We start from the raw sequence: 24,761 nt of genomic DNA, 5'->3' as shown, positions 1-24,761 counted from the left end.
TTCACAAATAGGTTCAAAATATTAAATATTTTTATATTCATTGTATCACTTCTTATTCCGGTATGGCGCCCGTTTGCGGTATAGTCAAATCAAGGTTCTTAAGCTAACGCAATTAAAGAACAACTTCTGTTGCTTATTAATCCCTATGATAAAAAACCATCTAAGAATTGTGACCATTCCTCGATTAGGTAATAGTTAATATTAACTTCAATAATTTTTTTATTTCACAATCTTATTTGTATACATCCGACACTATTTTCAAAAAAGCCTTCAAAGCACGTGTTTTATAACGATTTTTCTTTAAAACGATGCCAATTTTCCAAGGGATATATTGACTACTGATTTCTTTGACACAAAGATTCTGTGAGCACATTTCGGTTAAAGGACTTGGAATAATAGCTACTCCTAGTTCATCACGAACTAATGCCATTAATAAATCCCACTGCGTTGTACTATATGCAATATTCGGCACAAAATTCTCCTTACGACAACTCTCTAAAACCACTTGGCTCAAGGCAAATGTAGTATCAAACAATATCCAATCATCCTGTTGCAGTTGTGCAAGTGTAATCTGCTGTTCCTCTTTTAAAACGTGACTTTTAGGTAAACAGGCAACAAACGGTGCTTCAAAAATAAGCTGTTCTTCTAGTTCCTTGCTTTGGGTTGGTATCACGACAAAAGCTACATCGACTTCACCCTTTTCAACAAGCTTTTCTACATTTAAACCTCCTTCTTCGACAATTTCAAGTGTAACCTCTGTATACTTCTTTGAGAAAGCTTTCGCCACTTGTGGAAAGAAAAAGGTACCAATAATTTGCGGCAGCCCGACTTTTAAATGCCCTTTTATATTTTCATTTAGATGTTCATTTATATCTTCAAGCTCTTTTTTTAACTCCTTCATTTGCTGTAGCATTGTAATCGCTTTTTCATAAACAAGCTGACCTTCATCGGTTAAACGAATAATCCGATTAGAACGCTCAAAGAGTGTTACGCTAAGTTTTTTCTCTAGCTTTTGAATTGTTTTAGATAGGGATGGTTGTGCGATAAATAGCTGCTCACTTGCCTTTGAAAAGCTTCCACATTCCACAATTGTTTTAAATACCTCGAAGTCTCGTAAATTCATCGTATTCCCCCATTATTCCCTTTTGGCATATTCAATATGATTATTATATATTTTACATTATAAACGATTCCTCTTACACTTTTAGGAAACAGGAGGGATTCAGATGTCAACATGTAAAGTTGGTGTCGTTCAAGCAGGTTCAATCGTAATGAATAAAGAGAAATGTATCAACAAGGCAATAAAATTAATCAAAGAGGCTGGGGAACAAGGAGCCAATATTATTGTTTTTCCAGAAGCATATATTCCAGCGTATCCACGTGGGATGAGCTTTGGGGCAGTGGTTGGAAGTCGTTCGGAGAGTGGACGCAATGACTTTTTACGTTATGCAAAAAATGCCATAACAGTACCTGGTCCCGAAACAAATCAATTAGGTGCTGCGGTGAAAAAAGCAGGTGCTTATACTGTTATTGGCATCATTGAACGTGACCAACAAACAAGTAGTGGCACACTCTATTGCACAGCGATTTTCTTTGGTCCAGACGGAAGATTGCTGGGAAAACATCGAAAACTAAAACCAACGGGCAGTGAACGTCTTATTTGGGGTGAAGGGGATGGCAGTACGCTCCCTGTATTTGATACACCATATGGCAAAATTGGTTCCCTTATTTGTTGGGAAAACTATATGCCTCTAGCGCGTGCCGCTATGTATGAAAAGGGTATTCAGATTTATATTGCACCAACTGCTGATTCACGTGATACTTGGTTTGCTTCCATGCGGCATATTGCGATTGAGGGACGTTGCTTTGTTTTATCTTGCAATCAATATAGTACAAAGGATATGTATGAAGAAGATTTAATAGCAACAGAGGAAATGCAAAAAATGCCTTATGAAATTACTCGTGGTGGCAGTTGCATCGTAAATCCACTTGGAGAATTTTTAGTAGAGCCGGTATTTGGAAAAGAAGAAATACTATATGCTACTCTGAATTTAGACGACATCACACGTGGTCATTTTGATTTTGATGTAGTTGGACATTACGATCGAAAAGATGTGTTCCAATTAGTCGTAAATGAAGAAAAGCAATAGATTCCCTTTTGGCTGTTAATATATATCTATGTTTATTGATTCGGGTGCCTGCCCAAGTATTGTATAATCAATGCTTAAAGGTTTAGGCACTTTCCGTTTTAAACCTTTACAAAAAATTATAGGTTTTCTTATTGAACTCCCCTTTAAGTACATTTCTTCACAATCTCACACCAACATCAACATAAATATCCAGTGATTGAAGCGTAACTCTTATTCAATTACTGCGCCCGTTTGCTTAATACCAATTATTCCAAAACAATTAATCCAGTTCAATTATTTTCACAAAATAAAGACACCTACCTTGTTCAAGATAGGCGCAATCGGGAATATACGCATCACAAGTCATTGCCATTCATTTTCAAACGATTGCCGCTGCAAATAACTACTGGAAGTAAATCATATTCAGAATATAATGTTGACGAAGGCCTAGATGATTTTCCAATCAGACAGGCCCTTTACAATACACAGTTTTCAACACCGCACTGTTCACAGACGAGCAACTGTTTAAAATAGTCCATTTTTTTCAGCATATAATATTTATTATCACTGTCGATAATACCGCGTTCTTTCCACTTATTCACGATCCGGCTTACTGTTTCCCGCGAAATTCCGATATGCTTGCTGATATCCTGTATCATAATAGGTTCCGTAATACAGACGCCGTCTGGTTTTACGACACCATACATGTTGGAATATCTTATAAAAACAGATGCAACGGCACCTTCTGATCCAAATGAAATATAATCACGGATTTTTGCTTTACTTGCTTCAAGTGATTCGGCAACCCATCTGGTAAATTGAAGTCCCAGCCCACCGTTATCTGTCAATATATTTTCCAATGTCCGTTTCTCCATACAATATAATTCGGAATCAATAATGGCATCGGCAATATTGGAATATTTCAGTCCACTGAAAATACCTATTTCGCCAAACGCATCATCTTCCCCACGGGTAAAAATGGTCAGCTCTTTGTTCGGACCGGTTCGTTTGAAAAGTCTTATTTCGCCAGTATGTATAAAATAAAAATAATCGACCATATCTCCTTCGTTATAGATGGTCTCTCCTTTATTAACATCCATTTTTCTGGAGTTCATAAGCAGTAAATTGTAGTCTTTATCGGTTAACCGCTGTAACAATGGTTCCATATAATACAACACTCCCTCTTATACTTTCGCCATTATGTCAAGTTTTTAAACGTAATTTGTGATATTAATCACGCATTCTTTATTTAGATACAGCGAAAGAAATTGTAGATGGTCCACTCCCCAAAAAGGTCGCCAACCCCTTTTGGGGACGAACCATATACCCATTTTTTCACTTTGTATTCCAAAACGAAAATCGACTTCCTCTGTGTTCATCTGTTATCAGGTTGGGGCTGATTTCATGCGTTTTTTCAAGAACAAGCAGGTAATTCATATTTATCGCTTTGAATATTTTGTATAGAGTGAGGATCGTAATGAGTATCTGCAATCCTGCAAGAACTGCTGGTATTATACCACCTTCCGTTATACTATATGCGAGCAGCAATGCACCCTGCAAAGCTGTAACAGTCAGCGCCCGCAATAATATTGATAAAACGAATGTGACAACGGCTAAAATAAAAATATACAGATAGTCCTCCATAAAATAATTTAATGTCATCCCGGAATAAATAAACATTTATATCCCTGCCCTTCCCCATTTTAATGTTAAAAAATCAATTTAAATCCTCGGGATCTGTGTTCACATATCCGCCTTCATTAATCATCTGATCAATGGACAGTATTTCATCATTCATCAATATTTCCTCCCTTTCAGTAGTGACATAAATTTTACCTATTACACCATTATTGAGTATTAATTTTGAAATCTTTCTTCTATGCAATCACTGGATACCCTAATTTTTCTATAATAGTTTTTAATTCCATTTCATTAGCCTTGTCTTCATCAATGATTGCTTTCACCTTACTGGAGTTAAATAAAACCTTTGCTTCCTTAACACCTTCCATTTTACCTAATTTACCTTCAATCTTTTTAATGCAGGATGGGCATGTTAATGGTTCTAATTGAAATTTTACTGTTGTCATAGTGAATCTCCCCTTTAATTGTTATTCTTCTTCATCTTCCAAAGCGTCTTTTCCAAGGAAAGCTTGTAGCATCCAAATGGTTTTATCTAACCTAGATTTATAATTTACCAGCATTTCCTCGGTTACCCGATCTTCTTCTTTTACAGCCAGCTGCAAAGCTTTTATCGTGACATTACGAATCGTCCGGTAATCATCTGCCAGTGTTTCCACCATAGCTTCTGCTGTTATTTTTTCATCATAAGGTTCTTCTGTAATAAAAGCATGTTCAAGGTATTCCGACAAAGTGGCATATGGCTTTTCAGCTACAGCTGTTAGTCGTTCTGCAAATTCATCAAAATACTGATTTGCCTCGTTATACATTTCCTCGAACTTTTTATGCAATGTAAAAAAGTTTGGTCCTTTTACATTCCAGTGATATTGATGAAGTTTGACGTTCAAAACACCTAAATTTGCTATTATATGGTTCACGAAAAACACAGTTGTTGCATGGTGATGATCGTTCTCGTGTCCTTCATGTTGATGGTTTTCATGTTCCTGTACAGTTGCCATAACCAATCACTCCTTTGTTTTCTATACTTTTATTATAAAAAGCTTTTGCATTTCATTCTTTGACGCAGGTCAAATTTTAAATTCTTTTTTGTCAAAAACAATGCTGGATCGTGACCTTATGCAGTAGCTACTTCCAGGTTTGTTTCTTCTATCCTATCTTTACGGCCAAATCGGATTAGCCGCATTGCATTCAGGATAACGATTAGGACACTTGCTTCATGGATAAACATTCCGGATGCCAAATGAACGGTGCCTGCTAATACACCGGCAAGCAGAACAAAGACAATGCCGACTGCCAGGAATGTGTTTTGTTTCATGTTGCGGATGGTTGCTTTTGATAAGGAATAGGCATGGGATAGTTGCATTAGCTTATCTGCCATCAATACTACATCTGCCGTTTCCATAGAGATATCTGTCCCGCCTTCTCCCATCGCGAGTCCGATATCAGCAGTTGCAATTGCCGGCGCATCGTTGATTCCATCGCCTGCCATTGCGACGACATGACCGGAAGCTTTTAATTGTTTTACAAATTCCACTTTATTTTCAGGCAGTAATTCGGCATGGAATTCATTGATCCCCAATTGTTTGGCAACGAGTTTTGCTGTATGCCTGTTGTCGCCTGTCAGCATCACAATTTTTTTGATACCGTTTTTTCTCATTTCTGTCAATGCTTTTGGTGCATCTTCCCTGATTTGGTCTGCGATGGAGAAGATACCGGCAATTTTTCCGTCCACGGCTGCAAAAATGGCGGTGTTCCCTGCTTTTTCCTGATCTACAGCATAAGCAGCGACCTCTTCTGGAATTTCAATTGCTTCCACCTTCATGAGCTTGCGGTTTCCAATTGCCATTACATGTCCTTCCAATGTGGCACAGATTCCATTTCCTTTAATGATTTCACTATCTTCCGGTTCCAGATCCAGGGTGATGTTTCGTGCTTGGGCTTCTTTTACAATCGTTTGTCCCAAGTGATGTTCTGAAATGGTTTCTGCTTGAGCGACAAGCTGTAGTAAAGCATCTTCTTTTATATCCCCAAAGGTTTGAACATCCGTTACTTCCGGTTTTCCTTTAGTAAGGGTACCGGTTTTATCGAAAACAAGGGTGTCCACTTTGGAGAACTTATCCATCACTTCGCCACCTTTAACGAGTACGCCATTTTTTGCACCATTACCGACTCCGGCTACGTTAGAAACAGGAGCGCCAATGACAAGAGCACCAGGGCAGGCGACAACGAGAAAGGTGATTGCTAAGTGAAGGTCCCATGTGATCAGATAAACGAGTACAGATAATACGACAACGGTTGGTGTATAAAAGTTGGCGAATTTGTCCAGGAATTTCTCGGTTTTGGACTTGGATTCCTGCGCCTCTTCCACCAGCTCGATGATTTTCACAAAGGTTGTATCATCACCGACTTTTTCTGTAATTATTTCAATGTAGCCATTATCAACAATCGTTCCGCTGAAAACCCTATCTTTCTCACTTTTAGCCGTGGGTACAGATTCGCCGGTAACAGCAGCTTCGTTCAAGGAAGCTTGCCCCTTCACAATACTGCCGTCCACCGGAACTTTTCCCCCAGGGCGGATAATAACATGATCCCCTTCGACAACATCTTCCACCGAAATGGTCATTATGTCGCCGTCCCGGACAATAGTTGCTTCCTGTGGTGCCATATCGATAAGTTCTTTTAAGGAGGAACGTGTTTTTTGTAAGGAACGTGCTTCCAAATAATCTCCAAATAGGAACAGGAAAGTAACAACTGCCGATTCCACGTATTCACCAATGAACAGGGCGCCAATTACAGCGGTTGAAACCAAAAGTTCGATGCTGAATGCTTTCATGCTTAGTGCCTGATAAGCTTTGATAAAGATAGGTACACCGGCAATAATAGTCGTGACGATTAAAATTGCTTGTCTGATGGTATCATAGCCTGCGAAATTTGTGATGAGTGCCAGAATTAATAGTGCTCCAGATAAAAATGTGATCTGTTTTTTATGCTTATGACTCCATTGAGTCATTTTCATCATCTCCTTTTTTATTCAAAATTGGTTTATTTTTCTTTATGAATTAATCATAATAGATGCGATTCGAAATTAAATTGACCAGCGTCAAGTTCTGTGAAATCGTTAGTAAGTTCTTATTTATCAATGTACTGGTAGTAGGTCAGCAGCTTTGGTACTGGGAGGATCTTACGATGTTTACAATCAAAATCACAAAAAAAGCCACCTATGGAATTTAGGTGGTTTTTTCTGTAGCCATTTATTTGAAGGAAAAATTAATTCTCTCCAAATTTTGCTGAGAAATAGTATATATTTAAAACAGAATGTCATTCGGATAACAACTCGAAAAGCGCATCCTTATCCAATATTTTTATGTTGCGATGTCCTTTCTGCTCTATCCATCCGTCTGTCTGGAAACTGGATAACCTTCTGCTGATAGTTTCCTGAGTTGTTCCCAGATAGGATGCAAGATCTTTTTTGCTCATCGGCAGTACGATACCCGGGCTGCTTTTCTCATCAGCGAGTTCTAGCAGGTAGCCAGCAAGACGTGTTTCAACATCCTTAGTGCTTAGCTGTCCGACGAGTTTTTCTGTTTTATCTAGCCGATTACTAAACTGCTCGAGAATTTTTACAGCTATTGTAGGATATTCCCGCATCAAATCCTGCATGTCATCTCGGTGAATGGTGCATATTTCCGTGTCTTTCATTGCCTCCGCATAGCTGTCCAGTGTTTTTTCGGCAAACAATGCTAACTCCCCCATGAATTCTCCAGGCTCCAAGATACGCAATAATTGCTCTTTTCCGGACTCAAACAGCTGATATATTTTCACACGCCCCCGGTGTACAATATACAAATATTCCAACTGATCGCCATCACGATAAATGCTTTCCCCTTTTTTAAAATTCCTGTGTCTACTTTTATCTACAATTTTACGCATTTCTTTCGTTGTCAAATGATTAAAAAAGGGAACCTTTGATACACATAATTGCATAACGTTTATTTGATTACCCTTGTTGTCCATGGCTTCTCACCCCATAATTGAAACCTAATGGTAGTTCATAATCTAAATTACCTTAACAATTCATTATCTTTCCTTTGGCTGATATTCACCTGGAACAGCACGCATTGTAATGGCCAAACGATTCCAACTATTGATCGTATTTATTGCGTATACCAGGTCAACAAATTCCTTCTCATTAAATTGTTCCCTTACCTCATTGTATAACTCATCGGACACATGATGTATCGATATTTCCGTAATTACTTCCGTCAGTGCTAAAGCCACACGTTCTTTTCCGGTGTAATAATCGGTTTCCCTCCATGCATTTAAGCCATAAAGCCGTTGCTCTGTTTCCCCATTTGCTCGTGCATCCTTTGTATGCATATCCAGACAAAAAGCACATCCATTGATTTGTGACGCACGTGTTTTGACTAATTCCAAAAGTGTTGAATCAAGATCTGTTGAATGGATATACTTTTCAAACTCCACCATAATCCCTGCTGCTTCCGGCGCTATTGAATAATAATCCAAGCGAGCTTCCATTTAACTCCCTCCTCTGATATAATACATTCTTCATCTCAATAATACGCTCTCTCACGAACAAATGGTAATATATCAGCCTGAATCATACCATAATATGTCTAATTGACGAGAAAGGACGAAATGCTTATTCCAGATAGGCTCCCGATCGTATTGGGGAATAACTCAACAATTGATATTCAGTTGTTTATGTAGTCATGCGCAGTTTTCAAGTTAAATATATTACTTTCTATCAAAAACTGTTTTAGTAAGTACAGGTGACCTGCGCCATATAACACAAAAATTCTATCGTCGCCGGAAGTTATCAGATTTACAAGGTTCTTATAAAAGATCATATTGCGATAATACCAATACTGCGCTACCCACTTAGAACCAACCGGATTGCTTTGAGTACCCATTAAAGCAAGTTTCATATAAACTTCATGATTAGATTTGGCATTTTCCTTATCATTCAGTAAAAGCAAATACTCACTTATTGTATTGTATGATTTTTTAAATAATCTTCATACTCCAATGTTAATTGTTTTCCTTTTTCAACAACATCTTCAAAAATGCCAGATGTGTTTTGCTCGGCCCAAACTCCTAAGTCCGGTACTCCATCAATATTATCGTTCCAATCAACTGCAAAAAGTTCTTTATGATTCATCTCTTTAGCTAATTGAAATCCAATTTGATAGCATTCATTCGAAGTCAACTTAAAATTTCCATTCAAAAAGGACTGGTAATTTTCATTTAACTTACTTTGGCTTTTAGTTAACACTTCCAACGCAATTTTAGTTGGGCTAAACTTTTTCAGACAATCTACAACATGTCTAATTTCGTTTTGTCTTTTTTATTACGCATATCTTCATTCTGAGGCATAAACATATCTCCGTTATTTGGATTATCTAAATGATCAGTCCCCAAAATGAATAAAGTGGTTTTTTTGTTCACTTTAATCCCCCTCGCACATTGATACTTGAACATTACAAAAACTTATTAGCTATCCCGAAATATGGTCCTTAAATACGATATGAGCGCTCTTCCTTATTAGGGAAAAGCGCCCGATTGTTTAATACGGGAAATATTCCATTGGCTCCGTACAATGAACGTAACCTTTTTTCTTATAGTAATTAATGGATTCCTCACTTGGCCACACGATAACAAATTCATAATTGTTTTCCTTCACCCATTTATTAACTGAACTTAATACTTTACCTCCAACACCTTTATTTCTGTATTCCGGAATAGTATAGACATTTGTCATAAACGCAAATGGATATGTTATTCTACCGGGACGTGGTACCTTATGTATTAGTTCTATGTAGATATGCGATATGATTTTTTCATTCTCCTCAGCTACCCAAATAAACCACTGACGACTATTAAGTGCGTCATTTAAAAAAGAACGACATTCCTTTTTAAAATCATCGTATGATTCTTTTTCTTTACTTTCATCATATTCAATTGTAAAATCCCATCTCATATTTATTAATTGATAAATGTCTTTTGTTTTAGCAAGTCTAATATTCATCCAATCCCCCTTTATCCCCTTGTTAAATAATTATACCAAATCGTTGTTCAATTAAATGAACCTAGAAATCAATAATGGGCGCAAGTCAATTCGTTCTTGCGCCCGATTATGGAATAGTTTTTTGTAGCTGATATTGCTTAATTTCTGTCTTCGGAGACAGGCATATATTTTGTAAAATAAGCACCTAAAATCAACAAAATCATATTAATAGACCAATTCACTAATCCCATAAAATTGAACCAATAAGCTAAAAGGTTTATTACCCCAATAAGATAAAAACAAATTGGCGTTAAAGCACTTTTTATCCCCGTTAAACCAGCCTTTTTTCTTTTCTGAACCACAGCATACATGGAAAAAATAAGAACAATTATTAAAACAACAGATAAGATAACTGACATTAATTTATTAACCCTCCTTAGTACAGTGTTCGCTTCCACAAGCTAGGACACTGTTCCTTACTACGGAAATGTGCCCAATACTGGAATTGTCTTTTCTATTATTGGCTGGTATCGCAGACACAGCAACAAAAAACTAATTAAAAAAAGGAATGTTTTGAAAGGCTTGAACGGTCAATACTAATGTCAGCAAAGAACCTACAGACATTAAAGGTATAGTTTTTCGCCAACTTACTTCCTTTGAAGGCTTAATTAATTCATAAATCACTACAATCCATATAAACATCGATGCTAGGGAAATAACGCCTATAGACATATTTCATACATCCTTTCTTAAACATTTGATTATAACTTAGCATTATAATATTTGTTCTACAATCTGGACCATTTAAAGGGACAGATCTATTCGATTACTGCACCCGTTTGCTTTATTATTTAAGATATCCAGTATGTCAAAAGTAACCGGCATGATAATTCTATTCTAAGAAAAACTCAAAAAACGTAATGACGTAATACATGAAAAAAACGTTCAGTGCCTGAATTAATAAGAAAACTGCTAGAATAATTATGAAGTTTTTCACAGTTGATTGTTTAACTTGTAGGTAGTAACCTATCACCCATATAACATAAACCAGAATAATACTTATGTGTTCAGCTATGTAAGGGTCTTTTTGAGGAACGAAATGTAATCCGAAGAACATAAAAAACCCTAATACTAATAAGCCAAGAAGCAAAATTATGTTGGTTGTATGAATCGCTGTTCTAATACTTTTACCTCCGTTTATTAAAAATAACACTGAAATTCCATCATTTGGATTAACAGCATTATTTCAAAGTTCCATCATTAGAGCAATACTTTATTCCTTTATCTGGCCCTAAAATGGCAATTTGGACGCTGCCTTTATTCCAGAACAGCGCCCGATTGGTGAACAATGATGAAATCATTTAGAGGTTATTTCTCCACCAACCCCCATACATTACCGAAAGGATCAATGAGTTGGCATATCCACACTTTATCTATTCCAAAAATCGGCCCGCGAAACAAGCGACACCCATGAGATTCAAAGTGTGCGATGGTTTTCTTAATATCTGACACTCGCCAGTATGTAACTTGTCCGGCAACACCAGATGATACTTTCTCATCGCTTGGATGTAATCCCACAGTAGCATTAGCTAAATGAAAAGCACAATAATTTTCGTCATCAAAATAAGGGTTTTTGCCAAGCAATTCTATGAACCATTGTTTCGCATCCTGGACATTATTTACGAAAAACAGCACCTCTTCCACACCTAATACGCCATCCATTTAACCCCTCCATTTTCGCAAGATAGGACGCCGATTCTTATTCCAGATAGGCGCCCGTTTACGGAATAACTATTACTAATATTTTTATTTGTTATTAAGCTTTCTTTCAAGTGAGTCTACACGCTGTTTTAATGAATATATTTCTTTTATTAGTTCTTTATCGTTATTATATTTTGAATGAGATATTATTTTATATATTTCCCTTACACCCCAATACATTAATAAAAAGCACAGCCCAAGTATTAATAAAAAGATTAGAATAACAAATAAAGTTTCCAAAGCAATAATCAACTCCTTTACCTAACAGGTCTGTAAACCTCCCTTTTACGGTGTATTAAAATATACGATTTAAATAGTATTCCGGTTTCAAAATCCAGCGGAATGCTATACTGGAATATGCTCCCACGAATTGAACGGACATGTCTTACTCATTTAGAACAGTTCATGATTTTGTTCACGGTAATACTATACAGCCATAATGAAAACTTCTTATTCATATCATAACCATCGATGTTGAAATAGACGTATAGAAAAACATCCTTCGCAATGGTTTCTGCAGTAGATACATTGCCTATCCTACTAACACAAATTTGATAAATATTTTGCTTATAGAAATCAATAAGTTGGCCAAATGCTTTACGGTTCCCCTTTTTAACCTTTCGTATTATCCGATGATTTATTTCTTCCATCTACCCCATACTTTCCTTGTTGAACATTCATACTTTTCAATACGTACAATCACCTCTATGGAATCAAGCCTTCATAAATACATCTTCCAACGAGCGGTGCTCCACTTTCATCTCATATAAATGCATATTCGAGTCAATTAATGCCTTTGATAGTGCCGGCATGTCATCATCTGAAGATACTTGAAGTAGGGTATATTCTCTCTTAATGGCTATGCATTTTATGTCTACTTTAATCTTTTTTGATAATGTCTTGATTTGCTCTTTTTGCAATGTCGGCTTTGTTCGAACAGCAATGTTTATTCCTTCCTCTGATTCTTCTTTTAACTGCCGTGGTGTCCCCAATTCCGTGATGATACCATCACTTAAGATACCGACACGGTCACTTATCTTATCAATTTCATCAAGGTTATGTGATGTTAGAAAAATGGTTTTGCCCTGTTCCTGCAGCTTGGCTATCAAGTTTCGGATATTTATAGCTGATTCCGGGTCGATTCCAGATGTCGGCTCATCCAGGATAATTAATTCGGGATTTCCCAATAGTGCCTGTGCAATACTTATTTTCTTTTTCATCCCAAATGAATAGGATTTGATTTTCTTTCTTTCCGAACCTGCCAGTCCAATGCTTTTCATGAGAGATAGATATTGTTTTTTACTTCCGTTATCACCTACAAGCTCCCCCATGTAACGTAAAAAATCAATATCCTTCATGTTGTCGTAAAGATTAGAAATATCAGGCATTACACCAATTCGCTTTTTCACCTGGTTCAGCTGGTTGGCTGGACTTCCTAATATTTCGAATGAACCGGCATTCTTATTTATAATTCCGGTTAAAATGTGGATTAAGGTGGATTTTCCTGCTCCATTATGTCCTACAAATCCGAACACCTCGCCTTGATGAATGGTTAGATCAATCCCTTTTAAAACAGCTGTTTCCCCATAATGTTTCGTCAGTTGTTTTACTTTAATGATTTCCATATGTTACAGATCCTTTCTATTCACGGAAAATATGCTTATTGAAATATAACCAACACCGATAACCAAGGGAATAAGTGACATGCTAATGGATCCATCCAAGTAACGATAAGGCAATAGATATTTAAATGGAATGAAATACCACTTATTTGAAAAAGCTGTTAATAATCCGATAATTGGCATCAAAATTCCTAAAAAGATTCCTAAAAACATCGTCAGCTTTGTCTTCGGAATAACCGTAGAAATGAATAAAACAAAGCTTACTATGTAAAATAAAAAGATCATAGTCTGAAAGTAATCTTTGATAAACCAGGCACCTGTAATCAAGGATATAACCCCGAATGAAATAGATATGGTAACAACCCAAAATAATAAAGCACCCAGGAATTTACCAAGCACAATTTGTAGTCTCGATGTCTTTGTAACAAGCAATCTTATAGTCTTCATTTCCAATTCCCGATTAATCAAATCATGTGAAATGGCAAAAGCAAATAAAAATCCAAATATCAATACTATCAACCTAATTGCTGCTGTATAAACTGATCCCACTTCATTTCCACTTTCTTCAATAAATTTATTAATTATGTCCTGATTGCTATCAAAAAATTTAGCTGACTGATATGATACAAATGTGATAAATAATAGTATTAAAATGGATCGTACACTCTTAAATGCATCAATAAATTCTTGTTTTAATACATATACCATATTATCGTTCCTTTCTTCCGTAACTATCTCATATCATGGGTCTTCATTTTATCTAATTCCTTTTTCCTTTTCGCCTGAAGATGTTTCCTGCCCCCGCTCCATTCCGCGATAAGGAATAGCATTCCTACTAGCAGAATGAGGATGAAGCCAATAGCACTTTCAAGACGGTTTGTTACAAACAACCATGATAAAAACACAGTATAAGCTACTGGTATAATTGCGCCCCAATAAATACTATTTCTAGTTGATAAAAAGTATTGAACAGCCAATATACCGGCATAAATAAAAACATTATAAAAGTCACCCATTATTTCTCATTCCTTTCCTTTTTATACTTTTCAATAATTAATTTTGCATCCTCAACACTTACACGATCATCAATGGAAAGACTTTTTATAAATTTGACAAAATCCTCGTTTTCAACAGCATTACTTAGCTGTATTTTCTGAATTAGCCTATCAAGCCTTATTCGTACTGTAGGATATGAAACATCATATACTTTGGCAATTTCTTTTAGGGAACCTGAATTCATAATAAAGTTTTTAACAAACTCAATGTCTTCCACATCTAAAGACAATAGCCAATTTGGTACATCTTTAACATCCATCTTCTCACCCTTTCTTTAAAAATACTTTAACATATATTTAAATAAAGTTAAATATAAAATAAATAAAATTAAATAATATATAAAAAGTATATTAATAATCATAAAAAAAGACTAAATCCATGCTCTGGATTCAGCCATTCTATAAGAAACTATCTTTTTTTAAAAAAAGCAATAGTCCTTGCTCCGGAAATGCGCCCGATTACTGAATATTGTTTTTCGTATAAATACACTTTGGAATCATCATATCCAAAGGGGTAATCCTTCGCAACATTTTTATAAACGTCGTGACTTTATTTCAAAGCCACAGGATTGCATTTCCATCAATAGCTAACGGCCTTGGATTGGCTATTTCCAAACAATTGATTGAGTTGAGTTGCACAATGGACTCTTATATTTGTTTCTCTAATTCTAGAACATTAGAACTCCAGTCCCATAATTCTTCCGCTCGTTTTACATTATAAGAATCTTTAGATGATGTAATTTCTTTTGGACCATCCCAATACTTGCCGCTTAATCCGGCGAGATTATTATCCAATACTAAATTTGCAAGATCTTTACCTGATTGTTTCGTCGTTCGAATACCTGGGTGAAAATAACGCATTAAAGGAAAGACATTATTCCACAGGAATTTCATCATCCCATTATAATCTCTAGCTAAACCTGATTTTTTTCCAGGCATCATACCTGGATTAAATGCTTTTACACTTATAGAGAGTTTAGCCTTTTCAATTCGCCGTGCTAATTCATAACTGAAATACAGATTACATAACTTTGAAGTAGTATAACGCACTTGCCCTCTCTTGGATGAGGGGATATTTTCTAATGACTTATCAGATTTTTGCAGATCAGCCATTATACTTGGGTGAAGATATTTGGGTTGTGGCATTCCCGTTTTTTTACTGGGGTCATGGGTATCACTACTTACCACTAAGATAGATCCATGCTTTTGAATTTGGGGAAGAAGTAATCTAACTAATAGAAAATGTCCAAGGTGATTGATTCCAAATGTACCTTCGATTCCATCAAGCGTCGATTCGTTTTTTGTAAATTGAATTCCTGCATTACAAATAATGCTGTGTAACGGCGGGAAGTCAAGTTGATTAAACTCTGATACAAAATAATGAATAGATGCAAAAGATGCTAAATCTACAATCATTCCTGTGATATGTTGATTTCCAGTAACTTTGATCAATTCACTTACAGCGGCATTCACTCTTTCTTTGTTACGTGAAGCTAAAATAATTTGCCAATCTCTCTTTTCCATTGCTATTGCCCTAGCGGTTTCATACCCTAATCCTGTATTTCCCCCAGTAATGATTACCGTTTTACTTGCATTCACCATATATTACGCCTCCTCATCTTTATATATATGATACGATACCACACCGTATCACAATTGACAATAAAAAAACTTGCTTTAGGCACGTTTAAAAAATAATTAGTGTTGGTTTAAAACAAAGTTTAATCAAAATCGGGTACCGTATCGTCATTGTCAACAAAAATAGTCTTGCACGGTTTTGCGCAAGACCTTTAATCAGATTTTCTCATACCATTAACGATTAATTCAATACCTCTTTTAAGCGAGGAATCGAAATTCTTGGATGGGGGTTTAAATAATAACAGATACATGACATAACCATTTAATAAATCTGAAGCCAGATCATCACTAACATTATCGCTTAGCCCTTCATTTAGTCGAAAATGATCAATGATACTTGAAATTTCCTTGGTCTTTGGCAGGGAGTGTTTTTCCCAGAATGATTCAGATATTTGGGAGCTACCTGATAAGGTTGAAACAAGCACTGAGAGCATCTGTTTACCAAGCGGTGTATTCATTTGTTCAAAAAAACTATCCGCGATTTCATATAAGGTATCGTGAAGATTATCTTTGATTGATAGGTTTAATTCGGGTTTTACTTGTTCAAGTGCATCGAGCACTAAAGCTTCTTTATTCACCCATCTTCGGTAAATTGAAGTTTTACCAACACCTGCACGTTGAGCGATCATTTCTATGCTTAGTTTTTCGACACCGACTTCGGTAAGTAATGACAACGTTGCATCCAAAATGTTGCGATGCACCGTTTCACTTCTTGGTCGTCCACGGTTTGTGCTGGACACGTTTTTTTGCTCAGAATCCATTTTTAATCCCTTCCCATACATATTGATGCAACATGTCATTAATTATATCACAAACGATGTTACAGCAACCTCTGTTCACGTTATGCGGTTTTTTTTTCACTAAGTGTTATTCCGCAAAATGGCCTTTATATGCGATATTGGCGCTATTCTTATTAGAGAATAGCGCCCGTTTGCGGTATACCGAAATTCCGTTAATCATTTACAGATAAAACTATTCTCTTTAATAAGTTTCTTTTTCAAAAATAAGTTTTAAATTAGTTGTCCCGCCAGTGGTTGTCGATAGTGGAATAATTGAATGTAATCGCCATCCATCTTTTGCATACGTTTTTATAATATCTTCCTCATTTTCTTTAGGCTTGCCATGCCAGTCATTTTTAATATTAACAAATTCATACTCATACATCTTGAACCATCCTTTCGTTTAATCGAGCTTTCTTACTCTTACGAATTGGCCATATGAAAAGTTTCTTTTATTCCGTTAAATGGCCCGCTTCAAGAATAAAATTGTTCCGGAAGCGCGCCCGTTTAATGAATAGTGGGCACCCTGTCAAAGTGGAAGATGTATTTCTTTTGTTGGATTATAAACCTTGAGCCAGTTCTCTGTTTCTGACTCCATCCAATCTCCAAAGCTATCTAGGTATTTCAATATTTCTACCGGATTTGATAAGGGATTGATCGCGTACCAAAGCGCTGTTTTCATCTCTTGCTCTTTTTCAGGATAATGTCTTGAAAATAGTTTAAATGCTGGAAATAGGTCTCTTGTGTACGACTGCTCTTGAACAATGACAAGCGCGAGTCCAGCCCTCACAATAATTCTCATGATCCATGAACAACAATCCTTAATGTCTTCAATGTCGTCATTTCCCGTTAAATCATTCCTGGCTTTATCAATCAAAGATGATAAATGAATGAGGTGTTCGTTTGCCAGGGAGCTGTCAGGTTTATAATCAGGAAGTTTGCTTATTAGGTTATCACCATAAACGCAAATACCATAGGTCTTTAAAATAAAAGGAATCATGGAACAATATTTGGTTTCCTTTACCTCACTTAAGGGGCAGAATCCTAATTCTACTCCATTTATAAAAGGGAACTCTTGGTCAATGAGTTGCTCAGTCTCTTCCACCCAATCAAGGTCAATATTTTGAGGATCCGAATAGGTTACTATTATTACATCAACATCAGATACACCTTCAATCTCTGATCCTCTTGGCAAAGATCCCCTTATATAAATACTATGAATTTCCCTTGGTAAAACATAAAGGCAGCTCTCTTTTATTCGCTGGATTGCTTGTTGAAATTTATGATTAATTTTTTCAGAATCAGACTCGTTTATTATGTAGCCTTTTTCATCCAAAGAACATAAGGATCCTATTTCTTTAATCTCGGTCATTATCTAAAATCCCCCATTTCTTTTTTTGATTGTGTTTATTCGAAAATATGTCCCTATGATGCAACACTGGTACAATGCTTATTAGAGATAAGCGCCCGTTAGCGGAACAACCTTTCGTAATATTAGTTGATATTGCCTTATAATCATTTCCATCAAATATGTACCGACAACTGAAACCAAAATATCAATTGATGTCAAAAATGTACGAATAATTGCTTAAGTACTTTTTCCTCTGTATAAAACATTTTTTAATGCACACACTAGATATCGAAGGGTGGTATCTATGAATCAATATCCGGATTTAGCAAAAAAAGTGAATAATCAATTACTAAATATCCATCATGACAAGTTAAACATTTGGAAAGAATATGTATTATTTGACTGGCATTGGTGGTTTGGCGCTTTGCTGTCAATTGTTCCTCTTATCTTATGGATAAAATACCGTAATAAAAATTTGACAGTAAAATTATTACTAACTGGCTTGACTGCTGCAATTTTATCTGCATTTCTGGATACTACATACCTTTTCTTTGGCATGTTTAATTATCGCTATGAATTTTTACCGATGGCCTCAAATTACATACCATGGAATTTCTTTGTTATTCCTATACTAATAATGTTTACACTCCAATTATATCCCAATACCAATGTTTATTTAAAAGGGATTATTCTTTCTTTATTAGTTTCATTTATCGGACTTCCACTATTAAACCTTATTGGTATTTTTTCAATAATCAATTGGCATTATGTTTACTCATTTGTTTCTTTATATATTATATTTATCCTTTCTTATCAGATGAGTAAAATTCCAAAGGTTAATAATGACTAATGTACCAACTTAAGTATCAGCCAATGTTTTTTAAATCCTATGCTAAAGTTAAAATAGCATTATAACAGTAATTTTGATCACGACAAATTAAGATAAAATGCATTTCCATAGTGTTAAGTTTGCTGTTCACTTCACTAAGGCAATAAAGTGAACCTCGCCTTTACGTATTGAAACAGTTTAATGATCGAACAACACCTTGAATGATTACATAAAAAAGCGTCCAATACCTCAACAACAATCAAAGAGATACTGGACATAGTTTCACATGGAGATATTAAACATAAACCAAATGAATACTAAATACAAATGCTCCATCACGTGGAGTTTTTTGTGTTTTTACGCAATTGGTCATATTTATTTAATAACACATCCAATTTTTGAGAAATACATAATATCTCTGGGTCTTTCGGATTCTCTTCATATATTTTATACATTTTATTTCTTGTTGCTTCTATTTGTTTTCTTAGTTCGGTAATTCCACAAATATATTATACTCCCTCTCCGCTTTTATTGGATCTGATTCGTTATCCCGTACTTTCTCCTCACTTTTGTTGAATCTAATCCGTGAAGCGAAGAAATAAAACTAATTAAAAATTACTTTGTATCAATGCTCCTATAATCGAGGTAGCCTTTTTTCTTTTTCCTCCTTTATTTGTTATTTTTCCTTGCAGCAAGAGATAACTTAGTACTAAATACCCGAGAAATTATTCTGTAAACATTTCGGGTAGGTTAATACGACTATTTTTTTCTAAGGACAATTAATCCTTTTTCACTTGTATAAAAGGGTCTATTTCTAATTTTAATTAGAAATTAAAAACCCCGCATACAACGGGGCTTGTAGAGGGGGAGTATAAGCTAACTCCCTTTTTATTATTTACAACTTTTCTATTAATATACTGCATGATTTTGGAACTATAATAATTAAACAACTTGAAACGAATTCTAGGTTTGATTAAGCTATCTTAATTAGATTTTGTATTACTCAACCTATACTTCTTTAGCCATAAAACGATAATCGCAAATTTTATGAAAATCCATAATTATTTTTTCCACAATATGGCTCTACAATGGCAATTTTAACGCTGCTTTTATTCCGGAACTGCGCCCGATTGTTTAAGCCTGTGAAGAAGCTGGTTTGATTTGTGATTTTTATTCTTTATTCAAAGTATGCCCTGTGAATATTTAATGCTTCTTCAAAATTCCCTTGTGACATATGATAATCAATCCATTGACGATCATTTTCACCATAAGCGACAGGGACCCCGAAATAATTATAGGTTAGAGGCTGTTCCAATATCAATTCCCCGTTTTCATCCAACAAATCGCTTTCTGATCTCACAGCAATATCCAACATCTTCTTCCCCTTTTCAGAAAGGGATTCTTCCTGTTCATGACATATTTCATCCCAGAATTCTTCATGTATATCTTTCATGCTTGGTAGAAAATATTGTTGAAAATCCCTCAATTGATTTTGAGTTTTCCGATGAATTACTTCCAAAACCTCAGGTATAGATAGGTTTTCACGTAATTGTTGTTGGTTATGTTCCAACTCTGTTATCTCAAAAACGCGTTCATTGTTAAGCGATGAATAAATGAAAAGTTTTTTTCCTAATGTAAAAAACGTATAAGTGCTATAAAATCCTTCCGCCACAAATACATTCTTAATTTGCTTGTGAAAGTTGTTCTTATTTTTTTGATTTTTGCGTTTACTGTGCTTACTCTTCTTTGTCATAACGGTTTCCCCTTAGAAGTTTCATCATAATCATTTTCCCCCTTGTATCCAGTGATTTGCTTTCCGAAGTTACTTAACAAAAACACCTAAAGCATAAAAACAAATGCGAATAGTTATTCTTGACTTGCGCCCTTTAGCTGAAGAATACTTTTATCTTAATACCATTCATCGTAAATTTCTTTTAGAAAACCTTCCATAATGGTTATTGTTGTCGTGTAACATCCAAGTCAGTCATTTAACAACAAAGTTGGTAGCCATACAATAATACTGAAATTGATTACCTATCTTCGGCAACGGGCGACGCGACAAGTTCTGCTATAAACACTTTGAAGCGCGAAATGATGGGAATTTTCAAATTAATTCCAACTTTACAACGGAGGGTGGAAATGACGGAGCCACGTTTCCCGAATTCATCTCGTGAAAATCCTGAGTGCATCTATTCTTGAGGTATGAAGCCAGTTGATTCGGCAGAACGAAGGCTTGAAGACGCTCTTCGAGAGAAGGTATGTCGACGGATATCTTGAACGGCTGAAGAACTGGATAAGGGATCTACCAGAATGCCAGTAAAATATACAGTTTGTGAGTATAATGTCGTTATGAAAAGCCACCTTTTTATAGGTGGCTTTTTGAAGAAAGGATTTAAATCTGTTAATAGACACCAGGGAACCATCCAGGGGTGTGGATAATCGCTTTCCAAAGAGGATTCGGTACGACCAGCCGAACCTGACCATTTGTATCTAAAATGGTCTCAATGTCGGAAGCCTTTCCTTGTTCGATTTTGCCTACCCAGTCAGGATCTATAATAAGTTCGCGTCCTAAAGCTAGCAAAGGGACATCGCTTTGGATTGCGGATCGGGCATCCTTGGCTGAGTAGATGGAGCCTACTCCGACAACAGGGACTTTGTTCCCTACACGATCTTGGATGATGTCTAAGCGTGAACGTGTATCTTCCAAGCCTCGTCTAGGACGGGACCAAAAATTCATTAGTGAAACATGAATGTAATCCAGTTCCTGATCGGATAAAGCATCGACAAATTCCAACGTGTCCGCCATTGTAATACCCGGGGTTTGGGGTTCTTCAGGAGAAAGCCGGTGCCCCACGATGAATGGATCTTTTGCGTGGTCACCCACGGTTTTCTGGATCTCATTAATGACAGCCAGTGGAAAGTTCATTCGTTTTTTCAGGCTTCCACCCCAGTGATCGTCACGATGATTTGAATGAGGAGAAAAGAACTGATGGATCAGGTATCCATTCGCTCCATGGATTTCAACCCCGTCGAATCCGGCTTGAATGGCTCGACGAGCGCCCTCCCCATACGCATGAATGATTTCCTTAATTTCGCCATCCTCTAATGCACGGGGAACCGGTTCGTTCTCTCCTGCCGGAACTGCACTAGCACTGACAATGTCCCCATTTGGGACTAAATCCGGTGGACACATCCGTCCACCATGATAAATTTGCAAGACCGCTTTGGCGCCTTGATCTTGAATCGTTGCCGCCAACCTTCTTAATCCCGGGATCATATCATCATTGTGCACGCCAATTTCGCCGGAGAAGCCTTTGCCGCCTGCTGTCACATTGGCACAGGCTGTGACGACCATGCTGACCCCTTTTGAACGACGTTTATAATATTTCACTTCATCATCAGAAACCGTTCCGTCCGAATTTGAGGACCAGTTGGTCATGGGGGCCATGACCACACGATTCTTCAATCGGGTACCATTTGGAAAAGAAAAGGATTCAAATAATAGCTGGTATTTGTCATTCAATGTTTTTGCCTCCCCTTTATAACTTCACCTTAAAAAAGATTATTTCCAAAAATAAATGTACCTTCCTATAATAAAAACAACCAATCGCAAATCATATAAATACTTTCATTACTCGCAAATTCCTTAGACATTCCTTAGTGCCTCTTCAATCGGAACATCGCCTGAGAGAATTTCAAACACCCGATGGGATGTATTTTCTGTATCTAGTGAAGTGACAGCAACCTGCGCTACATCAGCACGCGGAATGCCGTTAGAACGGTCTTCGATATGTTCCGCCGCGGTAATGGTCCCATTGGCAGGTTCGTTTAATAACCTTCCGGGACGGAGAATGGTATAATTTAAATGACTGGATTGCAGGTTTTTGTCCGCATCGCCTTTTGCTTTGAAATAATATTTCATGGACTCCGGACCATTATCAGGGGTATCAGCATTCATCGAACTGACCATGATAAAACGCTTTACATGATTATTTTCTGCCTCATTCACTGCCTTCATAGCACCTTGGCGATCTACCAAATCCGTTTTTTCTGGACCGGTATGGCCACCGGAACCAGCGGTAAAAACCACCGCATCGCAACCTTCAAAAGCATAAGAAAAATCCTGTTCTAAATCAGCAACAACAATCTCCGCCCCTAAATATTCTAGTTCATTCGCCTGATTTTCGTTGCGAATCATCGCCTTCGCTTGATGTTCGCTCTTGTCCAGGACAGATAAAATATGTTGTCCAATTTGTCCATATGCACCGATCACTAATACTTTCATGCAAACAGCTCCTCATCTAATAATTTCACAGCTTTAACTGATGATTACTTTTCATCCCTAATATTTAAATTTGTCTTCTCTAAAAGGATTAAACAATCGAATCAATTCCATTAAGCAATCTTTTATATGCTATCAATACCGAATTCATCAAGTATGGATGCAGTATTGAACTTTTGTTCTATTTTACCAAGCTAGCCCTTAATTAAAATAAGGACCATAATCGCGTCTTTCGTGTTGGACAGATACCCATTGTACTGTTGTGAATTCGTCAAGAACCCAGTCCCCATTAAATCGACCAAGGCCTGATTCTTTTTCCCCGCCAAACGGGACGTGGGACTCGTCATTAATGGATTGATCATTGACATGAACCATACCGGTATGAAGTCTTCTAGCGATGTTTACCCCATGTTCTAAGGAATAAGAATGGACGGCTCCGCCTAAGCCATACGGTGAATCGTTGGCGATGTCACTCCTTTACTCTGAAAAAAGTCGTTTGTAAAATCTGTCCACTTCCCTTACCCCACACGGAGGACAATTTTTCCTTTGGCATGATGTGTTTCACTTAATCGGTGGGCTTCTTGAATCTCCTCAAGTTTCATAACTGTCCCTACATTTGCGCGGATCTTTCCTTGTTCAGTCATTTCCCCAATCTTGGCAAGCTGTTCACCATCAGGTTCAAGGAAAACATACCCCGCTTTCACCTTTTTCGTTTGGGCTAATTCCTGATCAGGCTGACTAGCAATAGAAACCAGAACACCTTCTTCTTTTAACACATCATAACTTTGCGTCCGGATGTCACCGCCAAGCGTATCAAACACAATGTCCATATCGGCAAGAACCTGTGTGAAATCTTCGTTGCGGTAATCAATAACTTTGTCTGCCCCCAGCGATTTTACAAATTCAACATTTTTCGTGCTGCAAGTCGTTGCCACCCAGGCACCCAAGGATTTTGCGAGTTGAATGGCAAAACTTCCAACTCCCCCTGACCCAGCGTGAATTAACACTTTGTCATCTTGTTTGATGTCAGCAAAGTCATCAAGACATTGCCACGATGTTAATCCAACAAGCGGAATTGATGCAGCTTCTTCAAAAGATAGATTTTCCGGTTTTTTTGCAACAAGGTTTTCATCAACAGCTACATATTCCGCATAAGTTCCATTACGGGTTATATCCGGCCGGGTAAATACCTTGTCTCCGACCCTGAATTTCGTCACTTTTTTTCCTACCTCTTTTATTGTTCCTGCGGCATCCAAACCGAGAGTAAGCGGAAAGTTATAATCCAGCATTCCTTTCAGATACCCCTCACGTATTTTCCAATCAACAGGGTTTACGGACGTAGCTGCTATCTCAATCAAAACATCATTGTCTTTCAAATTTGGTTCGTCTATTTCCGTATACTTTAACTCATCAATCCCGCCGTAATTTTCAATAATAACTGCTTTCAATTTGGGTCCTCCTTCATCATGCATTTCCTTATTCCTAATTCGTTATTCCCCATCGACTTTTATAAGTTGCTTGCCAAGATTCTCACCTTTAAACAACCCGAGAAAAGCTTCTGGTACGTTCTCAAATCCTTCCACAATATTTTCTTCATATTTCAGTTTCCCCTCGGCTAACCAGCTTGAAAGATCTCGGATACCTTCACTGAA

General features: G+C 36.8%; 33 protein-coding genes and 2 pseudogenes. 3 read left to right on the top strand and 32 right to left on the bottom strand.

Features of this window, described 5'->3' with window-relative positions:
- Nucleotides 1-232: 232 nt before the first annotated feature.
- Nucleotides 233-1,123 (bottom strand): LysR family transcriptional regulator, encoded by an 891-nt coding sequence (locus ABD010_RS08100; RefSeq protein ID WP_174613720.1) that lies wholly within the window; start codon nucleotides 1,121-1,123, stop codon nucleotides 233-235.
- A 103-nt stretch (nucleotides 1,124-1,226) separates the two neighbouring features.
- Between ABD010_RS08100 and ABD010_RS08095 the strand changes: the two genes are divergently transcribed.
- Both ABD010_RS08095 and ABD010_RS18345 read left to right on the top strand, forming a co-directional pair.
- Nucleotides 1,227-2,150 carry a carbon-nitrogen hydrolase family protein gene (locus ABD010_RS08095; RefSeq protein ID WP_174613721.1) on the top strand — a complete coding sequence of 308 codons (924 nt, stop codon included), beginning with the start codon at nucleotides 1,227-1,229 and terminating at the stop codon, nucleotides 2,148-2,150.
- Between the two features lie 326 nt (nucleotides 2,151-2,476).
- A complete protein-coding gene (locus ABD010_RS18345) occupies nucleotides 2,477-2,545 on the top strand; it encodes a hexameric tyrosine-coordinated heme protein (protein WP_390350979.1) in 69 nt (22 codons plus the stop codon).
- A 60-nt stretch (nucleotides 2,546-2,605) separates the two neighbouring features.
- Here the strand turns inward: ABD010_RS18345 and ABD010_RS08090 are convergent, their stop codons facing one another.
- The 24 genes from ABD010_RS08090 to ABD010_RS07985 all read right to left on the bottom strand — a co-directional run bounded on the left by ABD010_RS08090 (nucleotide 2,606) and on the right by ABD010_RS07985 (nucleotide 18,019).
- Entirely contained in the window at nucleotides 2,606-3,295 is a 690-nt protein-coding gene (locus tag ABD010_RS08090) for a Crp/Fnr family transcriptional regulator (RefSeq protein ID WP_343811926.1), read from the bottom strand.
- A gap of 169 nt (nucleotides 3,296-3,464) precedes the next feature.
- On the bottom strand, nucleotides 3,465-3,809 hold the full coding sequence (locus ABD010_RS08085; RefSeq protein WP_343811924.1) for a hypothetical protein: 345 nt from the start codon (nucleotides 3,807-3,809) through the stop codon (nucleotides 3,465-3,467).
- Nucleotides 3,810-3,846: 37 nt separating this feature from the next.
- Nucleotides 3,847-4,014, bottom strand: a complete 168-nt coding sequence (locus tag ABD010_RS08080) for a hypothetical protein (RefSeq protein WP_343811922.1) — start codon at nucleotides 4,012-4,014, stop codon at nucleotides 3,847-3,849.
- Entirely contained in the window at nucleotides 4,007-4,216 is a 210-nt protein-coding gene (locus ABD010_RS08075; protein ID WP_343811920.1) for a heavy-metal-associated domain-containing protein, read from the bottom strand. The genes ABD010_RS08080 and ABD010_RS08075 overlap by 8 nt, the downstream gene beginning before the upstream one ends.
- Before the next feature lie 21 nt (nucleotides 4,217-4,237).
- On the bottom strand, nucleotides 4,238-4,765 hold the full coding sequence (locus ABD010_RS08070) for a Dps family protein (RefSeq protein WP_343811918.1): 528 nt from the start codon (nucleotides 4,763-4,765) through the stop codon (nucleotides 4,238-4,240).
- Nucleotides 4,766-4,881: 116 nt separating this feature from the next.
- A complete protein-coding gene (locus ABD010_RS08065; RefSeq protein ID WP_343811916.1) occupies nucleotides 4,882-6,777 on the bottom strand; it encodes a heavy metal translocating P-type ATPase in 1,896 nt (631 codons plus the stop codon).
- 308 nt (nucleotides 6,778-7,085) lie between these two features.
- Nucleotides 7,086-7,781 carry a Crp/Fnr family transcriptional regulator gene (locus ABD010_RS08060; protein WP_343811914.1) on the bottom strand — a complete coding sequence of 232 codons (696 nt, stop codon included), beginning with the start codon at nucleotides 7,779-7,781 and terminating at the stop codon, nucleotides 7,086-7,088.
- 63 nt (nucleotides 7,782-7,844) lie between these two features.
- On the bottom strand, nucleotides 7,845-8,303 hold the full coding sequence (locus tag ABD010_RS08055; RefSeq protein WP_343811912.1) for a carboxymuconolactone decarboxylase family protein: 459 nt from the start codon (nucleotides 8,301-8,303) through the stop codon (nucleotides 7,845-7,847).
- Nucleotides 8,304-8,479: 176 nt separating this feature from the next.
- Nucleotides 8,480-8,764: a DUF5694 domain-containing protein gene (locus ABD010_RS18340; protein WP_390350976.1), complete on the bottom strand. Its 285-nt coding sequence runs from the start codon at nucleotides 8,762-8,764 to the stop codon at nucleotides 8,480-8,482.
- A gap of 8 nt (nucleotides 8,765-8,772) precedes the next feature.
- On the bottom strand, nucleotides 8,773-9,060 hold the full coding sequence (locus tag ABD010_RS08050) for a DUF5694 domain-containing protein (protein WP_343811910.1): 288 nt from the start codon (nucleotides 9,058-9,060) through the stop codon (nucleotides 8,773-8,775).
- A 41-nt stretch (nucleotides 9,061-9,101) separates the two neighbouring features.
- Entirely contained in the window at nucleotides 9,102-9,233 is a 132-nt protein-coding gene (locus ABD010_RS08045) for a hypothetical protein (protein ID WP_343811908.1), read from the bottom strand.
- Between the two features lie 118 nt (nucleotides 9,234-9,351).
- Nucleotides 9,352-9,813 carry a GNAT family N-acetyltransferase gene (locus ABD010_RS08040; RefSeq protein WP_343811906.1) on the bottom strand — a complete coding sequence of 154 codons (462 nt, stop codon included), beginning with the start codon at nucleotides 9,811-9,813 and terminating at the stop codon, nucleotides 9,352-9,354.
- A 137-nt stretch (nucleotides 9,814-9,950) separates the two neighbouring features.
- Nucleotides 9,951-10,211, bottom strand: a complete 261-nt coding sequence (locus ABD010_RS08035; RefSeq protein ID WP_343811905.1) for a hypothetical protein — start codon at nucleotides 10,209-10,211, stop codon at nucleotides 9,951-9,953.
- 133 nt (nucleotides 10,212-10,344) lie between these two features.
- Entirely contained in the window at nucleotides 10,345-10,524 is a 180-nt protein-coding gene (locus ABD010_RS08030) for a hypothetical protein (protein WP_343811903.1), read from the bottom strand.
- Nucleotides 10,525-11,160: 636 nt separating this feature from the next.
- Entirely contained in the window at nucleotides 11,161-11,514 is a 354-nt protein-coding gene (locus ABD010_RS08025; protein WP_343811901.1) for a VOC family protein, read from the bottom strand.
- Nucleotides 11,515-11,942: 428 nt separating this feature from the next.
- Complete coding sequence (locus ABD010_RS18335) at nucleotides 11,943-12,203, bottom strand: sigma factor (RefSeq protein WP_390350972.1); 261 nt, start codon at nucleotides 12,201-12,203, stop codon at nucleotides 11,943-11,945.
- A gap of 63 nt (nucleotides 12,204-12,266) precedes the next feature.
- Complete coding sequence (locus ABD010_RS08020; RefSeq protein WP_343811900.1) at nucleotides 12,267-13,178, bottom strand: ABC transporter ATP-binding protein; 912 nt, start codon at nucleotides 13,176-13,178, stop codon at nucleotides 12,267-12,269.
- A 3-nt stretch (nucleotides 13,179-13,181) separates the two neighbouring features.
- Nucleotides 13,182-13,883, bottom strand: a complete 702-nt coding sequence (locus tag ABD010_RS08015) for an ABC transporter permease (RefSeq protein WP_343811898.1) — start codon at nucleotides 13,881-13,883, stop codon at nucleotides 13,182-13,184.
- Nucleotides 13,884-13,906: 23 nt separating this feature from the next.
- Entirely contained in the window at nucleotides 13,907-14,191 is a 285-nt protein-coding gene (locus ABD010_RS08010; RefSeq protein WP_343811896.1) for a hypothetical protein, read from the bottom strand.
- Nucleotides 14,191-14,490, bottom strand: coding sequence for a DUF2089 family protein (locus ABD010_RS08005; protein WP_343811894.1), 300 nt, complete (start codon nucleotides 14,488-14,490; stop codon nucleotides 14,191-14,193). The genes ABD010_RS08010 and ABD010_RS08005 overlap by 1 nt, the downstream gene beginning before the upstream one ends.
- A 388-nt stretch (nucleotides 14,491-14,878) precedes the next feature.
- Nucleotides 14,879-15,832, bottom strand: a complete 954-nt coding sequence (locus ABD010_RS08000) for an SDR family NAD(P)-dependent oxidoreductase (RefSeq protein WP_343811892.1) — start codon at nucleotides 15,830-15,832, stop codon at nucleotides 14,879-14,881.
- Between the two features lie 188 nt (nucleotides 15,833-16,020).
- Nucleotides 16,021-16,629: a TetR/AcrR family transcriptional regulator gene (locus tag ABD010_RS07995; RefSeq protein WP_343811890.1), complete on the bottom strand. Its 609-nt coding sequence runs from the start codon at nucleotides 16,627-16,629 to the stop codon at nucleotides 16,021-16,023.
- 220 nt (nucleotides 16,630-16,849) lie between these two features.
- Nucleotides 16,850-17,032, bottom strand: coding sequence for a DUF4177 domain-containing protein (locus ABD010_RS07990; RefSeq protein WP_343811888.1), 183 nt, complete (start codon nucleotides 17,030-17,032; stop codon nucleotides 16,850-16,852).
- Between the two features lie 144 nt (nucleotides 17,033-17,176).
- Nucleotides 17,177-18,019 carry a nucleotidyltransferase gene (locus ABD010_RS07985; RefSeq protein WP_343811886.1) on the bottom strand — a complete coding sequence of 281 codons (843 nt, stop codon included), beginning with the start codon at nucleotides 18,017-18,019 and terminating at the stop codon, nucleotides 17,177-17,179.
- A gap of 283 nt (nucleotides 18,020-18,302) precedes the next feature.
- Here ABD010_RS07985 and ABD010_RS07980 point away from each other — a divergent pair, with 283 nt between their 5' ends.
- Nucleotides 18,303-18,848 carry a CBO0543 family protein gene (locus ABD010_RS07980; RefSeq protein WP_343811884.1) on the top strand — a complete coding sequence of 182 codons (546 nt, stop codon included), beginning with the start codon at nucleotides 18,303-18,305 and terminating at the stop codon, nucleotides 18,846-18,848.
- A gap of 314 nt (nucleotides 18,849-19,162) precedes the next feature.
- Here the strand turns inward: ABD010_RS07980 and ABD010_RS07975 are convergent, their stop codons facing one another.
- From ABD010_RS07975 to ABD010_RS07945, 7 genes and pseudogenes are all read right to left on the bottom strand, one after another.
- On the bottom strand, nucleotides 19,163-19,303 hold the full coding sequence (locus ABD010_RS07975; protein WP_343811928.1) for a Spo0E family sporulation regulatory protein-aspartic acid phosphatase: 141 nt from the start codon (nucleotides 19,301-19,303) through the stop codon (nucleotides 19,163-19,165).
- Nucleotides 19,304-20,004: 701 nt separating this feature from the next.
- The gene (locus tag ABD010_RS07970; RefSeq protein WP_343811883.1) at nucleotides 20,005-20,580 is read right to left on the bottom strand and encodes a hypothetical protein; all 576 of its coding nucleotides are present in this window, start codon (nucleotides 20,578-20,580) and stop codon (nucleotides 20,005-20,007) included.
- A gap of 648 nt (nucleotides 20,581-21,228) precedes the next feature.
- A complete protein-coding gene (locus ABD010_RS07965) occupies nucleotides 21,229-22,350 on the bottom strand; it encodes an NADH-dependent flavin oxidoreductase (protein ID WP_343811881.1) in 1,122 nt (373 codons plus the stop codon).
- Between the two features lie 123 nt (nucleotides 22,351-22,473).
- Nucleotides 22,474-23,112, bottom strand: coding sequence for an SDR family oxidoreductase (locus tag ABD010_RS07960; protein ID WP_343811879.1), 639 nt, complete (start codon nucleotides 23,110-23,112; stop codon nucleotides 22,474-22,476).
- A gap of 198 nt (nucleotides 23,113-23,310) precedes the next feature.
- Nucleotides 23,311-23,580, bottom strand: a pseudogene (locus tag ABD010_RS07955) (aldehyde dehydrogenase family protein); the annotation flags it as partial.
- A 47-nt stretch (nucleotides 23,581-23,627) separates the two neighbouring features.
- Nucleotides 23,628-24,557: an NADP-dependent oxidoreductase gene (locus tag ABD010_RS07950; RefSeq protein WP_343811877.1), complete on the bottom strand. Its 930-nt coding sequence runs from the start codon at nucleotides 24,555-24,557 to the stop codon at nucleotides 23,628-23,630.
- A gap of 42 nt (nucleotides 24,558-24,599) precedes the next feature.
- Nucleotides 24,600-24,761 (bottom strand): annotated as a pseudogene (locus ABD010_RS07945) (NADP-dependent oxidoreductase); the annotation flags it as partial.

Origin of the sequence: Virgibacillus siamensis (assembly GCF_039522605.1) — a bacterium.
In the GTDB taxonomy this organism is placed as follows: domain Bacteria; phylum Bacillota; class Bacilli; order Bacillales; family Amphibacillaceae; genus Lentibacillus; species Lentibacillus siamensis.
The sequence above is the reverse complement of the archived record's forward strand: the minus strand, read 5'-3'. Positions and strand labels throughout refer to the sequence as shown.

Coding starts and splice junctions, on each gene's coding strand:
- ABD010_RS08065 (WP_343811916.1), bottom strand. CDS start 6,777: ATGACTCAATGGAGTCATAAGCATAAAAAACAGATCACATTTTTATCT.
- ABD010_RS08090 (WP_343811926.1), bottom strand. CDS start 3,295: ATGGAACCATTGTTACAGCGGTTAACCGATAAAGACTACAATTTACTG.
- ABD010_RS08015 (WP_343811898.1), bottom strand. CDS start 13,883: ATGGTATATGTATTAAAACAAGAATTTATTGATGCATTTAAGAGTGTA.
- ABD010_RS08055 (WP_343811912.1), bottom strand. CDS start 8,303: ATGGAAGCTCGCTTGGATTATTATTCAATAGCGCCGGAAGCAGCAGGG.
- ABD010_RS08025 (WP_343811901.1), bottom strand. CDS start 11,514: ATGGATGGCGTATTAGGTGTGGAAGAGGTGCTGTTTTTCGTAAATAAT.
- ABD010_RS08030 (WP_343811903.1), bottom strand. CDS start 10,524: ATGTCTATAGGCGTTATTTCCCTAGCATCGATGTTTATATGGATTGTA.
- ABD010_RS08035 (WP_343811905.1), bottom strand. CDS start 10,211: ATGTCAGTTATCTTATCTGTTGTTTTAATAATTGTTCTTATTTTTTCC.
- ABD010_RS18335 (WP_390350972.1), bottom strand. CDS start 12,203: ATGGAAGAAATAAATCATCGGATAATACGAAAGGTTAAAAAGGGGAAC.
- ABD010_RS07995 (WP_343811890.1), bottom strand. CDS start 16,629: ATGGATTCTGAGCAAAAAAACGTGTCCAGCACAAACCGTGGACGACCA.
- ABD010_RS08000 (WP_343811892.1), bottom strand. CDS start 15,832: ATGGTGAATGCAAGTAAAACGGTAATCATTACTGGGGGAAATACAGGA.
- ABD010_RS08040 (WP_343811906.1), bottom strand. CDS start 9,813: ATGAATATTAGACTTGCTAAAACAAAAGACATTTATCAATTAATAAAT.
- ABD010_RS08095 (WP_174613721.1), top strand. CDS start 1,227: ATGTCAACATGTAAAGTTGGTGTCGTTCAAGCAGGTTCAATCGTAATG.
- ABD010_RS08005 (WP_343811894.1), bottom strand. CDS start 14,490: ATGGATGTTAAAGATGTACCAAATTGGCTATTGTCTTTAGATGTGGAA.
- ABD010_RS08020 (WP_343811900.1), bottom strand. CDS start 13,178: ATGGAAATCATTAAAGTAAAACAACTGACGAAACATTATGGGGAAACA.
- ABD010_RS08060 (WP_343811914.1), bottom strand. CDS start 7,781: ATGGACAACAAGGGTAATCAAATAAACGTTATGCAATTATGTGTATCA.
- ABD010_RS07960 (WP_343811879.1), bottom strand. CDS start 23,112: ATGAAAGTATTAGTGATCGGTGCATATGGACAAATTGGACAACATATT.
- ABD010_RS07980 (WP_343811884.1), top strand. CDS start 18,303: ATGAATCAATATCCGGATTTAGCAAAAAAAGTGAATAATCAATTACTA.
- ABD010_RS08075 (WP_343811920.1), bottom strand. CDS start 4,216: ATGACAACAGTAAAATTTCAATTAGAACCATTAACATGCCCATCCTGC.
- ABD010_RS08100 (WP_174613720.1), bottom strand. CDS start 1,123: ATGAATTTACGAGACTTCGAGGTATTTAAAACAATTGTGGAATGTGGA.
- ABD010_RS07970 (WP_343811883.1), bottom strand. CDS start 20,580: ATGACAAAGAAGAGTAAGCACAGTAAACGCAAAAATCAAAAAAATAAG.
- ABD010_RS07985 (WP_343811886.1), bottom strand. CDS start 18,019: ATGACCGAGATTAAAGAAATAGGATCCTTATGTTCTTTGGATGAAAAA.
- ABD010_RS08010 (WP_343811896.1), bottom strand. CDS start 14,191: ATGGGTGACTTTTATAATGTTTTTATTTATGCCGGTATATTGGCTGTT.
- ABD010_RS07990 (WP_343811888.1), bottom strand. CDS start 17,032: ATGTATGAGTATGAATTTGTTAATATTAAAAATGACTGGCATGGCAAG.
- ABD010_RS08070 (WP_343811918.1), bottom strand. CDS start 4,765: ATGGCAACTGTACAGGAACATGAAAACCATCAACATGAAGGACACGAG.
- ABD010_RS08085 (WP_343811924.1), bottom strand. CDS start 3,809: ATGTTTATTTATTCCGGGATGACATTAAATTATTTTATGGAGGACTAT.